This is a genomic window from Methanomassiliicoccaceae archaeon DOK (genome assembly GCA_009911715.1).
Classification (GTDB): domain Archaea; phylum Thermoplasmatota; class Thermoplasmata; order Methanomassiliicoccales; family Methanomethylophilaceae; genus Methanoprimaticola.
The window spans coordinates 1,162,014-1,177,411 of record CP047880.1; the positions used below are offsets into that span (position 1 = coordinate 1,162,014).

At 54.2% G+C, this 15,398-nt stretch carries 9 protein-coding genes; 5 read left to right on the top strand and 4 right to left on the bottom strand.

Features of this window, described 5'->3' with window-relative positions:
* Positions 1-122: 122 nt before the first annotated feature.
* On the top strand, positions 123-923 hold the full coding sequence (locus tag JS82_06050; GenBank protein ID QHK17692.1) for a hypothetical protein: 801 nt from the start codon (positions 123-125) through the stop codon (positions 921-923).
* 189 nt (positions 924-1,112) lie between these two features.
* On the opposite strand, the gene JS82_06055 is transcribed toward JS82_06050, so the two are convergent.
* Together JS82_06055 and JS82_06060 are read right to left on the bottom strand one after the other, a co-directional pair.
* The gene (locus tag JS82_06055; GenBank protein QHK17693.1) at positions 1,113-1,385 is read right to left on the bottom strand and encodes a hypothetical protein; all 273 of its coding nucleotides are present in this window, start codon (positions 1,383-1,385) and stop codon (positions 1,113-1,115) included.
* A gap of 2 nt (positions 1,386-1,387) precedes the next feature.
* Positions 1,388-5,443: a PEGA domain-containing protein gene (locus JS82_06060; GenBank protein ID QHK17694.1), complete on the bottom strand. Its 4,056-nt coding sequence runs from the start codon at positions 5,441-5,443 to the stop codon at positions 1,388-1,390.
* Positions 5,444-5,834: 391 nt separating this feature from the next.
* On the opposite strand from JS82_06060, the gene JS82_06065 reads away from it, so the two are divergent.
* Entirely contained in the window at positions 5,835-7,583 is a 1,749-nt protein-coding gene (locus JS82_06065) for a hypothetical protein (protein QHK17695.1), read from the top strand.
* A gap of 192 nt (positions 7,584-7,775) precedes the next feature.
* Here the strand turns inward: JS82_06065 and JS82_06070 are convergent, their stop codons facing one another.
* A complete protein-coding gene (locus tag JS82_06070) occupies positions 7,776-8,087 on the bottom strand; it encodes a hypothetical protein (GenBank protein ID QHK17696.1) in 312 nt (103 codons plus the stop codon).
* A gap of 103 nt (positions 8,088-8,190) precedes the next feature.
* Here JS82_06070 and JS82_06075 point away from each other — a divergent pair, with 103 nt between their 5' ends.
* Both JS82_06075 and JS82_06080 read left to right on the top strand, forming a co-directional pair.
* Positions 8,191-8,607 carry a hypothetical protein gene (locus tag JS82_06075; protein QHK17697.1) on the top strand — a complete coding sequence of 139 codons (417 nt, stop codon included), beginning with the start codon at positions 8,191-8,193 and terminating at the stop codon, positions 8,605-8,607.
* A gap of 7 nt (positions 8,608-8,614) precedes the next feature.
* On the top strand, positions 8,615-9,289 hold the full coding sequence (locus JS82_06080; GenBank protein QHK17698.1) for a hypothetical protein: 675 nt from the start codon (positions 8,615-8,617) through the stop codon (positions 9,287-9,289).
* Positions 9,290-9,528: 239 nt separating this feature from the next.
* Here the strand turns inward: JS82_06080 and JS82_06085 are convergent, their stop codons facing one another.
* Positions 9,529-13,815 (bottom strand): hypothetical protein, encoded by a 4,287-nt coding sequence (locus tag JS82_06085; protein ID QHK17699.1) that lies wholly within the window; start codon positions 13,813-13,815, stop codon positions 9,529-9,531.
* A gap of 350 nt (positions 13,816-14,165) precedes the next feature.
* Here JS82_06085 and JS82_06090 point away from each other — a divergent pair, with 350 nt between their 5' ends.
* Positions 14,166-15,233 carry a HindVP family restriction endonuclease gene (locus tag JS82_06090; protein ID QHK17700.1) on the top strand — a complete coding sequence of 356 codons (1,068 nt, stop codon included), beginning with the start codon at positions 14,166-14,168 and terminating at the stop codon, positions 15,231-15,233.
* Positions 15,234-15,398: the final 165 nt, after the last annotated feature.

The window sequence follows — 15,398 nt, forward strand, 5'->3', positions numbered from 1 at the left end:
GGATTGCTTCGAATGCCTGTTCGAACGGAAATCCAGAACCCCTCACTCAGCATCGAGGGTGAGAGGAGGGCCTTATTGAACGTTATTGCGGGGTTTCGTTCCCGCTCATATGAGGTATTGCAATGAATATCGATTTCAAAAGATTGCTAGTGGCCACGACCGTGATGATGTGTGTATGCTGTATTCCCATCGTCGTCATGGACGAGGGCCTGAACGCGGCCGAGTTCGGAGACCCCGAGAACCCCGAGGGTTCCATAGACAACCCCTATGTTCTAGCCTCACCCGTGCTCTCATCGGATGCGGGCTCCGTCTTCGAGACGCTGACAGCCGACACTATCATCGCAGGGGACGGCATGAGCGTTTATTTCAAATTCCTCCCTGGGACGAATGTGAACGTCTACGCTATCGAGGGTTCGGACTACTCACTATACTGCACGAATCCCGGCAGCCTGTTCTACGATGATATGAACCCGGGGTACAACGGGATGGTGTTCGGTACAGCGACAGAGGATTTCGAAATCATCATCCAAGGACCCGAAAAATACCTTGATCTGCATTTCACCGCCGATGCCAACATCGTCCTGTTCACCTCTGCCGATATACTTATGGCTGTATCCAACACCGGTATCGAATACACTGCGACCACGAACACTTCGGTGACGTTCTCTGAAATCGGAGGGACTGCCGCGTCTTGGCTAGAAATAAACTCGGAAACCGGACAGCTGTCAGGAACCTTGCCAGAGGTGAATGTGACAACTGAGTTCACATACGAGATCGAGGCAATCTCGACGCAGGATGAGGACAACAGCGCCAGCCTTGTTCTGACGATCACCGTGAACCCTGTGCTGAGGTTCCTTTCTGACCCCGATGTAGACGGGGAGCTAGTCTATCCACACAATACAGGAGGTGCATCCACAGAGTAAGAAATTGAATCGATCCATTGGCCTGCTGTTCAGGTTCGAATCAAGCAGGTCACCACCCCCAACACAGTCTTCGTCCCTGTCTTCCACCTGGCCCGTTCATACACCAGATTGCATCCAAGCTATTGAGAACTCGCTGGCTTATAGTTGAGATGTCCCTCCCTGAGGGGAGGGTAAGAAGGTTGAATTTGGTCATTGTGTGGACATCAGGTCGTCGATGTCACCAAGATCCCGGGCTACATTGGCCCCGATGTCCGTCAAACTCACCATGCTCGTGATTCCGAAATTCTCTATTGAGATGAGTCCTGCCCGCTCCAAAGCATCCAGCTTCGAGGGCATGTTGGCGTTACGACCGACCGCACTGTAAACCCTGGTCTTGGTCACGGGCCCGCTCTCCGACAGGAACAGCAGAATCGGGATCATGTGCGTGTCGCACAAAAGACCAATGGGGCGGTCACATGCCACTCTCATTCCCTCCTGTGTGTAATGATAAGGAACGCGGCAATCAGTGCTGCAACGACTGCCGCGGCAGCACACGCCACAATCTTCACACTGTCGTCATCATATGATCCTGACTCGTCCACGATAACCGGTGGGAGTGGGACGTAGTCGTCATCGTCGTCTACCGGCGGAACGATCACAGGGCCGTAGTCGCCTCCAGGACCGGGCTCGGATGAAACCTCCTGCATGGTATATTCTAACGTGGCATCACCTGTGACGTTGATCGTCTTGCTGATGGTGACGTAGCCTTCCAACTCGATAGTTATCGAATACGATCCACCCTCGACCTCGACCGTATCACCGTTCTGGATAAGTACACCGTCGAAGGTGATGGTCGCACCAGATGGAATGACAGAGATGGTGACGTTGTACAGAGGGTTCTCCACCCTGTCAATAGGGTCTGAACTTTCTTCATCATCTACAGTCGCCTGATCTGACGACTTCAGAAGCTGGAACTGCGGATCGTCGTAGGTGTATCCTGTGCCCTCCCCGAAGGTGATGGTGGCGATCTCGCCCCAAACGGATGACATCTCGTTGAGGATTCCCAGCGATATGCCGTTGAATGCCAGCTTCGTTCCGACCTCGGTGATCAGACTGGCGTTGCTGACCCCGGAGACAGTCGTGTCCATGTTGACGGAGTAATAAGTGCCGCCGATGAACGTCACCTCTCCCCCGAGAGTGACCGTGGAACCGTTGATCACCAACGGGGCATGGAATTCTTCTCTTCCTTGAGAAGCATCGAGGACCACGTCCTTCAGGGTTAGATCTGCACCAAAGGCGTTGACTACGTGCTTGTTCTTGTCGGTGACCTTGAGGGTCCCGTTCATCACGGTGATGTCCTCCGCAGTGACGTTGAGTAGGTGGCTGGAGTTTTCATTGCTGGATGAGAAGTCACCAGACGAAGTGATGGTGAATCCTCCGAGATCGATGGTTATGCCGTTTGTGCTCAGGTTGAGCTGGCTGTCGATGTACACGTCTTCAAGGAGTGTGACCGTTTTGTCCTCAGAGTTGGCGGCTGCAGTGATAGCCTCATCGAGCGTCGCGTAACCGGTATCGCCCACAACTGCGACCCACGGATCATAGCAGACATCCGAAAGGTTCTCTATCGCATTTCCATCAAGGGTGTTGCCCTGGAACGTCTCCGCTACCACCATGGCCTGGGCGGGGATCGTTGGACTGTTCGAGAAGAACACACGTCCGGACCCACCTGTGATGGTGTTGTTTGTATAATCGATCGCGGTGGTTCCGGCCTTCTGAACCGAGTGGATGTACACCGTGGCAACGTGATTGGAATCATATTTGGTGTCTTTGGGGTTGTCCTTGATGTCCGAGAATGTATTGTCTGCAATCTTCACTGTGTTGTTCACGTTCTCGTTCACGAATGCGATATTGAGACCGCGCTCGTAACCATTGAATATATTGTTCACAACGACCACGGTGGTTCCCGTGGAGGAACCATCGCCTGGGTGGATGGCTCCCCTCACCATGCCGTTCCCGTTGAATGTGGTGCCAGTAACCGTGAGCTCATCGACGCTGTATGTCCAGATCAGATAAGATGTGTTAGTCGATTCCGGTGCATTCAGTATGCAATCTTTGACTGTCAGGCTGTGGATGGACGAGGTTATGTAGAGGACATGATGACTGGACGAGAATGCACAGCCCTCGAACACAAGACTTAGTCCGGACTTATCCGACTTGCTGTAGTCAGCAATGCAATTATTGTTGAAGACCAGGTTCTCGAACCTGACCGTACCGTTCACATCTGGCATATCAATGGAACCACAGGCTATCCTGTCTTCTCCGTTTCCAATGATCGACAGGGGCTTGTTTATTCCCGTTATGCTACCCAGTTCCCCGGAGACCATGATGATGCCGCCCGAATTGACCAATTCGAGAGCCTTCTCTAATGTCTTGACTGGAGATTCCGACGTCCCTGCATTACTATCATCCCCGGTTTCAGTATCCAGATAGATGGTGTTGGGATCCGTTACACCGGTGTCCTGGACGAACATCTGTCCGTCGAAATCATTGTTGGCGGTAATCTGATCCGTATCCAGCACAGAACTTGTGATGGTTTTATTGTGCTGACGGAAGACTGCAGCACCTCCGGTGGACTCATTGCCTTCGACGGTTATCGTGGCGTTGCTGTAATCACCATTGGATGAGAACTGGATGAGTCCACGGGTTCCGTCTTTGTTTTCCTCAGCGGTACCTGTAGTGTCTATGTTCGTGAATATGTTGTCAGAGATGGTGTAATTTCCCTTCGGAACATCACCCTCGAAATAGATGGCGCCGCCACAGTCCGTGAAATGGCAACCAACGATTTCGGCGTTCTCGGAATAGATGTCCTTGATGGCATATGCGTTGTATACATTGGTGAAGGAACACGCGGTAACGGACGTGTCACCACGACTGGAGAATGGGCTGACTATAACCTTTTCGAAGGTGCAGTTGTCGAGTGTCACATCCCCGGAGTTGTTGAACTGGAGCTCCGCGTTGAGGACTCCATCGGCAGAGAATTTTCCTTGCTGCCATTCGCTGTTGAGACAGAGAGCGAACTCTGAGGGTATGAACTCGAAATCGATGTTCTTTATGGTTACATCCGCGCTTCCGGCAAAGATCTGGTACTGGGCGTTGAACCCCTGGACTCTGTCAGGAGCGGAATAGCTATCTGGATATGCTGAATTGGTTCCATTACAAGAGGTGCTGTCAATCTTGCATGTATGGTTAGTCCCATTCCTGCAAGCTGAAGCAGGAACGATTTTTACCTTCACATCCTCTCCTGATACGGGCTGGATGGTTACAGCGGTGGAGAGACTGGCGGGAAGAAACATTCCGTACTCGCCACCCGGTATGAACAGCTCCACCACTCCTGTCTGACCTTCGATGGCATCCTCGACCGAGGAGAATGCCGTTCCATCTCTGATGATGGTGAGCATGTTGGCTCCGGAATTTGTGCCCTCGAGCCTGTTGTCGCTGATATCGACATTTTCTGGCTCAACAACGACGCCGGCTCCACGCTGACCGCCGGTTATGTATCCCATCTGCACACCGGGGCTGTCACTCTCCAATGTGATTCCTGATACAATACTTCCTTTGAGAGAACCGCCTCCGTTATCCCAGTCTGTGAACAGGCCGACAAGTCCGCCGATAGCAGAGGACTCGGGATTGTCGGCTATGTATTCGGCAGTACCGTTGCTTCTGACAACAGAGTTCTTCACTGTGCAATTGGTGAAATCATTATTGGGGTATGCCGACCCCGCCAGTCCGCCGACCTTGCGGGTTCCGTCGACTGTAATCTTCTCTACAGAGCACTCGGAGATTGTGATGTCCTCCTCGCCCAAGAAACCGATGAGTCCGCCGACACAGTCGCCTTCGAAATCCTTTTCGAGATTATGTCCGGAGACTTTGCTTCCATCGGTTCCGACGACACTGCAGCTGGAGATGCTTGCATACCCTCCTCCGATAAGGCCGCCGACCTTGTAATTTCCTTCGATGTCTATGTCCCCAGCTACTTTGCAACCGGATACTGATCCTGTCTGAGCACATCCTATCAGTCCTCCAACCAGTGACTTGGCAGTTATCGAAACAACATCCAACGTAACGTTCTGAATCGAAGCGGGCGTGAGGATGTATCCGAAAAGACCTGCACATTCCATGTTCGGATCGTTTATACTCAAATTGCTGACGGTGTATCCGGCCCCGTTGAAGGTCCCCTTGAACGGATTCTTTTCGGTACCTATAGGAGTCCATGCATACCCGTTCAGATTGATAGAATCGGACAGGGATACTGTCTTTCCTTCTAGATCGTTACCGTTATTGACGATGGCGGACAGACCTGCAAGCTGGCTTGCTGTGGATATTGTGAATGTCGACTTATCCTCTTCGTACCATGTCTGATCGCTTTCCGATCCGTCCCAAGTCGAAGTCGCTTCGGATTCATCTGGCATTATACCGACCAGACATACTGTCATCATCAGGGCGACAACTATTGCAGCCATCGCCGTCGATTTATTGTTCATCTTTCCTCCTGTACGGAGGGACGGGAGGGAGAAACAGAAGTGTCGCCCCCCCCCCCCCGTTGCGCTGTTCGCATAATGACATGCTCGATTGAACAGTTAAATGTTATCGCTATGTGTTCCTATTAACATAGTCCACAGATTATAAATTGGCATTATCATTTAAGCTCAAAACCTTCCAATTCTGTGGCAAACTAAACAAGTTCTATGGAATCATGCTCTGAAATTGGGTTAAATCAAAAGTATTTCGAAGAAGTATTTTCAATATTATGGTTTGTGAAACATATATTATGCTTCTTGAAGATTACATACAACAGACACAAAGGAAGGTGTCACGGGGGGGGGGATTCTCCGAATAGGTTCTTCCCTCCGCCCTCGAAACTGAGGGACAATAATGAACAACACAATGAAAGCGGTAATAGCCGCTACGATTGCAGTATCCATGATGCTGTGTTCTGCCTCCTTGCTATCAGATTCGTACGTCGATGCCGACGAACCGATTCAGACGATAGATCTGGATGCCGAATACCTTGAATCGATTGAATCGATTGAATCCGGAAATGTGTACGCTTTACCAAGCGATACTGCGTACATCCTCACAGATGACCTCGATCTGGGTGCGAATTACCTGAAGACATCCGGGAACTGCTCCATAGATCTTGCCGGCAATGTGATCAGATCCAGCAACGACTACCCCTTGACCGTCGATACACTGAATGGTGCTGGGACTACGACTATATCGGACAGTGTAGGTGGTGGAGGAATCATCGGCTCGGGAACAGCAGCCGTCAGGAACAACGGCAACCTTGTCATCACCGGTGGAACCTTCGAAGGCCAGAGCAACGCCGTGAATCAGCCGAGCAACGGAAAGTCCCTGACGATTACCAGCGGGACCTTTGAAGCCAACATCCCAATAGAGATTGTCGGAGGAACAGCGAACATAGATGGAGGAACATTCACAGGAACGTTTGCCGGACTCGAATCCAGATTCCCAACAGGGTTCCTGACCAGCAACTACGTCATGCCTTCAGTCGTCATCTCGGGAGGAACGTTCAGCGGGGACTACGGAGTCTACACACGCGTCGGCTCCCTGACCATCGCCGACAGTGAACTCAATGGAGACGCCTATGGATTATTCATCGAGACCATACCCACAAGCCCGAGCTACAACTCATCGTACCAATCACCTACTGTGACGATTGACGACACCGTTGTAACAGGCCAGCATGGCATCGTGATTGAGGGGGATGATGACCACACCGCCACGCTGGTTGTGAACGGCGGAACGATCACTGGACTGAACGGATCCGCAATAAGTGGAAACGGTTCGAGGGACAACACAACTGTCACCATAAACGACGGCACGCTTACAGGGAACAACAACCCCGGGATATACCACCCTCAGACAGGAGACCTGACAATCAACGGCGGAACAATCACCGGAGAGAGCGGAGTCCAGTTCTGCGGCAGCGGGAACGTCACAATCAACGGCGGTACCCTTGTTGGGACGTATCCGGCATTGGACAACCCCGGGAAGCCCTCAGGCAATTCTGACGGAGCAGGGGTGGATGGCGCCGCCCTCTCCATAGTCAGCCGTGGCCCAGGATACCAGGAAGAGGGGACGACTGTGAACGTCTCCATCAATGGTGGGACGTTCATCAGCGACAACAACTCACCGATAGCTTCCTACAGACTCCAACAGACGACAGAAGGCAATTGGGCGAGCAACGACGAAACCGATCTGAACAGTTCGCTGGGGATTTTCTCCATATCCGCAGGATCTTTCGAGGGACCGTCATACAGGCCTTCCATAGATTTCGATGAATCACAGGACGCCGCGGGGAAGTACGGCATATCCGGAGGGACGTTCACAGGGGGAGTCGAGACCTCGTTCATCGTTGACGGCGTGGACTTCGAAATCGGTGATGACGGCTCTGTATCGGTAGGTGACGATGTTATCGAGGAGGATCGCCCATACATACCCCCGATACAGGATGACGACGACTATGTGCCTCTCCCGCCTGTTGTGGTCTACGAGGATGATGATTCCAACGACACCACCACCATCGTCGCCTGCGCAGCCGCTGCGGTTGTCGCCGCTCTGATGGCTGTCTTCCTGATCATCGAGAGAAGGAGAAACTGAACTACCGCTAATAAACACCTTACCCCGGCACGATGCATGTACCGGGGACCCTTCTTCCGACATGCCTGTGCCATGCTGGCACATAATCTGATGCATAGAATGATGGGATTCGATCGACGATGCATCGCATATTCGATCCGTGGTCGCACCGTTGAAATATCCTGTGAGAATACACGAAGACAGCTGGGGACGTCAACTGCTCCCGTCGCCGTCAGGCGCATCGGCGTCCTCCGGCTCCCCGAGGATCATGTCAGCCCTATGAAGGAGCTCCGCCAGTTCTGAGCCCTTACAGGTCAGGCTCAGGAACGTCCTTCCATCGGCACTGGTCGACTCTAGGAGACCTTGCTCAACCATTCTCGAGATCTTCTCGGATGTATGGGCATTGCGGGACACCATCCTGTAAATGTCAGACCTCATGCATCCAGGATTGGCTCTGATGAAGAGCAGGATGTCGGCGGAGTTCGCCGCCCCCAGGAATCTGCCGATACAGCTTCTCTCGCCCATGAATCAGACATATCATATTATGTATTCCAATGTGTCGAGAGATAATCTGATACTTTTTGGTTGATATTTTATATTTATACTCTCATCCCATTTCGGTGATGAGATGGGCAAGAGGGGCCCCAAACAGAAGTTTCTGGACGTTTCGTGTCCGAACGAGGACTGCCGGCATTACGGAGTCCTTGGTCAAGGCAACATTATAGCCAACGGCACATACCAGACCAAGTCCGGAACCGTCCGCAAATACAAGTGCAAGACGTGCGGTCGTGTGTTCAACGACCGCACCGGCACTGCGTACGAGTATACGCATCTGACCCGCGAGCAGCACAACCTTATCGTGGCGTGCCAGGCCAACGGTGTCGGCGTCCTTCGGACCACCGACATCGTCGGCTGCACGCCGAAGACCGTCATGAAAAGGACCAAGAAGGGCGGCAACCATGCTAAGCTCGTATCGGAGAGCTTGGAGAGAGAGGGAAGGTTCGTCCGGTGTGCCTCCAGTTCGACGAGGTGCTGTACACTTTAAAAAAAAGATGATCTTCGTCGGGGACCATTTCAGAGAGGACGGAGATTGGATCTGGACCTCTTTCTGCTCCGTTGAGAAATATCTTCTCGGCATCGTCGCCGACGGGAGAGGGCACGATGTCGCCGAGAGGGTCGTCAACGGCGAGCTGGACAAGCTCGCCGTCGACCATGTCCCCTACTTCATGACGGACGGTTACAAACCGTACCGTACGGTTCTCCTGGAAAGGTACGGGATGTATGTGATCGGTAACAGGGGACGCGGTCGGCCAGGGGCCGACAGCCTGGTGCCCTCCGATCGGCTGAACTACGCGATCGTGGAGAAGACCCGTGAAGGCAGGAGACTGAGAAAGGTCAGAAGATACGACGTGTACGGACATGTGCCAGACGACCTGATGAACACGTCAGCCATCGAGCGTCGGAATCTCACGATCAGACTGTTGTCCTCAAGAGCCAGACGCCGCACCGTGACCTTCGGGAGGTCGAGGGAGGCCGTCCAGGCCTCCCTCGAATTGCTGAAGGTGAACTACAACCTGTGCATGCCGCACTCTTCACTCTCCCTTCGCAGAAGGGAGAATGATGGAAAGCACGAACCAGTCACACCTGCCATGAGAATGGGTCTGACCGACCACGTTTGGAGCATCGGGGAGTTGATGTCTTTTTGTTATAGACAAAATATCAACTAAAATGTATCAGACTACCATGCAGAAATTATAAGAAATCCTGTTCAGAGGAACCGTTGCCCGATGAATAATAAAGTGGAAAAACTGAAGTTGAAAGGGGAGGGACGGCCCCTTAATTCCGTCCCTCTCGTTTGCTGTTCAGGTTTCTGTCGGTTGCGCTCTCTCAACGCGGGAGCAGATGTACTCGTATGTTCGCGTTCTCTGTGCGTTCAACCCTTTTGTTTTGTTCTGGTTCAGTAGCTTCAGCTCCTCATGAGCCTCATAGCGACCATGATTGCCATGACGACGATGAGGATGACGAGGATGATGAGCAGGTAGTCAGTGAGACCCATTCCGGAGTCGTCATCACCGGGTATGACGACCTGTCCACCCTGAGACGGGGAGGCTCCGGTGGCGTAGATGATGTTGTCTCCGCCGAGCATGTCGCTGGTGACGGTGAAGGTTCCGCTGATCGTGGTTCCATTGAGGGTCACGACGGGGGTTCCCTCGTAGCCGGCATCGACGTACACGGTGATGGTGTGCTCGCCGATGGTGAGGTTGACAGATCCGAGGTTTCCGACGTTGATGTCATCGATGTAGATGGAGAGTCCGGGCCCCTCGGAGATCCTGATGTCGACTCCGGCGTACTCGACCTCCGCAGTCAGGATGTCGTAGTCTCCGACGACTCCGCTCTTGATCTCCTGCTCGCCGTAGTACCATACGGGAGCGACCTCGACTTCCGCGCCATTCTTCGTCTGCGTGAACTCGAGGTTCTCCATGGTCATGATCGTCTTGTCGAGGACGTTGTAGGCAACACCGTCTGTGGCGTAGACCGTTGCGTACTCGATGTCGTTGATAACGTAGGATGTGGCCTCAGCGACGACCGTTCCGTCCATGAGGTCGGCATCCGCGACGGATGCTCCGTTGAACACGGCGACATAGGCTCCGTTGCTCATGTCGACCTGTCCGACGACGGCACCGGTTCCGGTGGCTCCGAGGAGCTCGGGAGCGGCTCCGACGAAGAGGGCTCCTCCGTTGAGGGTCATGGCCCCCTCGTTGTTCTCCTCTGCGGAGACGGTGAGGGTTCCGGTGATGGTCAGCACATAGGGGCTAGGAACGTTGGGTGTGACAGAGGCATTGGTCCATGTTCCGACAATGATCTGTCCTCCGTTGTCGATGACGACGTCTCCGGAGAGGATCATGTCGGACTTGATGGAGACCTGGGTCTGGACCTCGATGGTTCCCTCGTTCACCAGGTAGTTGTTGTTGTCAAGGTCCCCGGTCATGTCGATGGAGAAGTTGATGGCATCTCCGGCGATGACGAGGGTCGCTCCGTTGGCGACTGTCAGGGCGTTGCTCCTGTTAATCACGATGCTATCTTCGGTGTCGAGTGTGACGGTTCCTGCCGAGACAGTGACGGTTCCGTCGATTCCGTCGATGCTGAGAGAGTACTCATAGGCTCCGGTGGAGTTGAGCACGGATCCGCTGGAGACGCCGACGGTGCTCTTGGATACAGACACGGTGCTGTCTACGGCGGCTTCGCCGACACCGGCGGGTCCGGTGACGGTGGCTGTGTAGACAGCTCTGGTAGCGTCGGAATCGACTGCGATGGACGCTCCGTCGCTGAGGGCGACGTTTCCGAGGGTCACCGCGGAATCGTTTCCGACGATTACGAGGCCGACGCCCTCGAGGGCGATGTCTCCGGTCTCGGAGAAGGTTCCGGTCGCGTTGACGGGTGTTGTGAGTCCGTTCTTCGCGATGTACGTGGCAGCATTGGACACGGATGTGTAGACACGGTCACCGTCGGTGTAGTAGGCGGAGTTGGCCTTCACGTAGGTGTCGGCGATTCCTGTTCCATCGGTGATGACGGATCCTGTGGAGTAGAGGTTGACGTTGGCATGTTTGGCTTTGTCATCGCTAACAGCGGCGGAGATGGCTCCGTTCTCGGAGGCGTCGATGGTTCCCGCGACGGTGATGGTTGCATCCCTGTCGGGTGTTCCGACGATGAGGTCGGAGCTGTTACCGAGGTTCAGCTCTCCGTCAGTCTGGACAGTGACGTTTCCGGTGACCTTGAGATAGAGGTCGTCACCGACGTTGACGGTGACACCGGTGATGATGGTCATGTTGCCCTTGTAGGTGGCGTTTCCGACGATGTCGATGACATCTCCGGTGGCGGCGTTGTCGAGGGCGATCTTGAATCCGGAGTAGACGGTGACGCCGGTCTCCTTGTTAGAGGTCATGACGGCGTACTGAGTGTCAGCAGCGGGCTTGTATCCTCCCTCGTTGACGACGACGCGTCCCTCGATGGCCTGGAAGGCCGTGTTGGAGACGGATCCGTCTGCGAGGACGGTGATGGTGGCGTTCTCTCCGACGGTGACCTCGGAGTCTCCGGCGATGGACTGATCGGCGGCGACCTCGTAGTTCTGGTCGATGGTGAACTCTCCGGCGATGGTGATCTCCTGGTCGACTGCCGTGGAGATGGCGTTCATGGCGGCACCGAAGTTGGTGTAGTAAGCCATCACGGAAGTGACGTTCTCGACCGTGGACTCGACGGTGTAGTAGGCACCGATGTAGTCAATGCTGTCGACGTTCTCATCCTCCTCGTCCTGGACGGTTCCGGAAACGGAAACGTCGAAGGTTCCCGTGACGACGATCTCCTTGGGGATGTACAGGAGCTCGGAGACGTAGGTGGGCATCTTGTAGGTGGCATTGGCGGCTCCGAGTGTGGATCCGTTAAAAGTCACCTCGTTGTCAGCCTCTGTTTTATTATTGGAATCGACCTGTCCGAGCGTTCCGTTGACGAACAGTCTCTGGACGACATCGGATCCGGTTCCATCGGCGTTGGGCAGGGTTACCCTGTCTGCGAGGACGGTGATGCCTTTGACGTTCTTTGTGAGGACGACAGAGGAGTATGTGCTCTGGACATCGGTGGAGTCCTTTGTGTAGGGGGTCTGATAGATGACATCCTCGTTTCCGACGTAACCTGTCTTGACGGAGATGGTTCCGGTGGTGGACCCGTTGATGACGGCGCTGGCTCCGTCGAGGAGCTCAAATGTGTTGGTCAGAGTCGCAGTAGCGTTGTTGTTGACGGTGAAGACGACGTTCTTTGCAACGGTGACGTTCTCGGCTGTGAACGTAACGTTCCTGCCGATGGTGAGGTCGTCGTTCACTGTCACTCCCTTGATTCTGAGCTGGGCGTTGTCGACAGAGCTGATCTTGGCGATGTCTCCGGAGACGACGAGGTTGTAGGCGCTGCCACTCCTGGCGAGGCTCATGCTGACGCCGGAGACTCCCTTCATGGAGATGCTCTGGTCGGCGATGCCCTGGCCGGTGATGGTAACGGTGTTGGTATCTCCGAGAATTCCGTTGTTCTCGATGGATCCGGTCCTGGTGAGTACGATTCCGTTCACCCCACCGGTGACGGAGGAGGTGACGACACCGTTCCTTTCGATGACCAGGGTTCCCTCGATGGTGATGTCGTGGTTCAGCATGTCGAGGGTTCCGCTGCCGGAAATGGTCAGGGTCCTTCCCTCGGGGATGGTCAGATCGTCTGTCAGGTATGCCATATCCTCGACAGTGAGGTCCGCGTTGATGGTGTCGCCGATACCGAGGTTTCCGGACATGATGACCGAGCTTTCCTCTCCGAGGGAGACTCCATCGGCATAAGTAACGTCATTGACGCTGACACCGTTCATGTTGATGGTGGTGCTGACATTCTGATTATTGTACGTCCCGGCGACGAACTCTCCGGAGACGGACCCGCCGTTGATCGTGATGCTGACCGCCTTGGCGCTGGTGGCGAGCACCTTCATCTGGCTGGCGGAGATGGAACCGCCGGCGTTCTGGACGGTGATTCCACTGGTGAAGTAGATGTTGGAGTTGTTCGCATCGACGGTTCCGGCGATGGTTGAGTTGGCGCCGATGTTAATATTGGTGTCTTCGGAATCTCCGTCGAGAATCCTGACGGATGTTCCGGACTCCATGTCGAGGGATTTGAAGGTCAGGTTCGCAAACTGAGCTTTCTGCACGGTGATGGCGGATGTGCCGTCGAGATCAGCGGCGACGTTCGAGATGCCGTTGGCGGCGTCGAAGACCATGTTGGCATCGCCGGACATTTTGAGGTTCTCGGCACCTGAGTTATACCAGGACTGCCCCTCGGAGGACTGGCTGATGGTCAGTGTTCCCCCATTCTGGATCGTGATGCTAAGGTCCTGGAAGATGTGTGTGTTCGTGCGTCCCTCGCCTGTCATGACGATCTTGACCGAGGCCCCTTCGCCGACGGTGATGTCGACGCCATCAATCATCGACTGGTAGTTTGCAGTGGCCGCGAAGGTCAGGGTAAGTGTGAAATTACCGTTGATAGTGAGCGAGCCACCGGACAGGTTGTTGGATGAGGTTGTGAGGGGAGTTGTAATCTCAACCTCTTTGTCTTCAGTGAGTGTGTAAATTCCACCATTTACAGCACTTAGGAAGTCGTCCTGTTCCGGTGTCGCCGCGTTTACTCCGTTGTCAGAGAGGACGACTGCAGCACCTGCGATAACCATAGCCATAGCAAGTACAGCAACCAGGATCTTTCCTGTGTTTTTGTTCATGTATGCATTCATAGGAACAAATGACGTTCATTTCCTAACGTCGTGAAAAAGAAAGGAAAACAATACAGATCCTTACATGACACGAAATAAACACATCGAAATCAATTCAAATTAGAAACAGCGGCCATCCATTGGAACTGTTGGCATTAATGTCTTAGAGAAGTAACATAGAGTTACTAAGCGCAATCTTAAAGACACAAAGGAACATCTGATTGATTCGGGTTCCCTGGTTGCGCCGATGCTCCTGGCGAGTCTTTCTTCCGGGGAATCCATCTCAAGACACCGTTCAGGTGTCGGGACGGGATCGGATGACGGATGAATGGCCGGAACTCTACGGGATACGCAGAAGCAACCTGCATCCGAAGGACATGTGGTCCCGCGACACATTCCCCAAGGCGTTCTCCATTGCCCTCGCCAATCATCTCGGATCCAATGGGGTGCCGCTGAACTATGTGGTTCTGGACAACAGGCTGTCCCCCAGGGTCGACAAGATGCCTCTCGAGGATCTGTACCGTTGCAGAAAGGAAGACACACCAGATGCCGTGTTCGACTTCGATGTCGTTAACGAGGCGTACACCCGCATGGCCGACGGAGTGCCCAGATCCGACCTCGTCGTCAGGAACCCCCGGAACACCTCCGTATCGTGTCTGATGATCCGCAACTCGGTCATCCCCGATGCGGTAACCCACGACTTCGAGGACCATCTCATGGGGCCGGAGATCACAGGGAGGACGCCGCTGCTGAAGGCGTGCGCCCTGTCCGTGGCCACCAGCCTGTGGTGGCAGAGGCGCAGGGCGCTGCCAATGCTGGAGCACGGCATCCCAGAGGATATCGACTGGAGCGATTGGAGCACGGCATCGCAGCAGATCGACGCCATCATCGCCAACTTCAACCTGGTCGAGACGGAGCTGTCCTACGCCCAGAACCCGTTCCTGCTTCAGACCGTGTGGAAGTCGGAGAAGGACGGCCCTTTCATGGCGGACGATGCGATGGACGCGTTCGTTCTCTCCGACTTCGCCTTCTCCAGGCTGTTTCTGGATAGGAAGAAGGAGCGTTCGTCCGCCTCCTCGGACTCTGGCAAGAAGGGAAGGGGAATAATCAGGTTCTACCTCATGGTAACCGCGCTCCTGCGGGACGGGCATCCCGACCTCGATGCCATAGTGGATGGGACTGGATACGGCGTGTCCACGGACAAGGAGTTCATCGCCAACGGGAGGATGACGAACCGTCTGATGGCCTGTGACAGGCTCACGAGGCCGGCAGTGAGCGCGATGGAGGTCACCATGCTGGGATCCTACGGATTCGAGAGGATGATCATGCCCGACAGACGCTTGGACATGTCCGTGTACTACGCGGTGAGGACGTTAAGGGGATGACGCACGGTTTGTACATACACCGAGCTCTCAAGGGTTAGCTTTTTATTCTATCACTCATAACCACTGATATCCGAGAGAAAAAAGGCTCTTGGATGCAGAATCGGGATGCTCTGCAGAAAAGCCTCACAGGCTTGCCTACTGATGTGTTCTGGTTCTGCCCGGCTG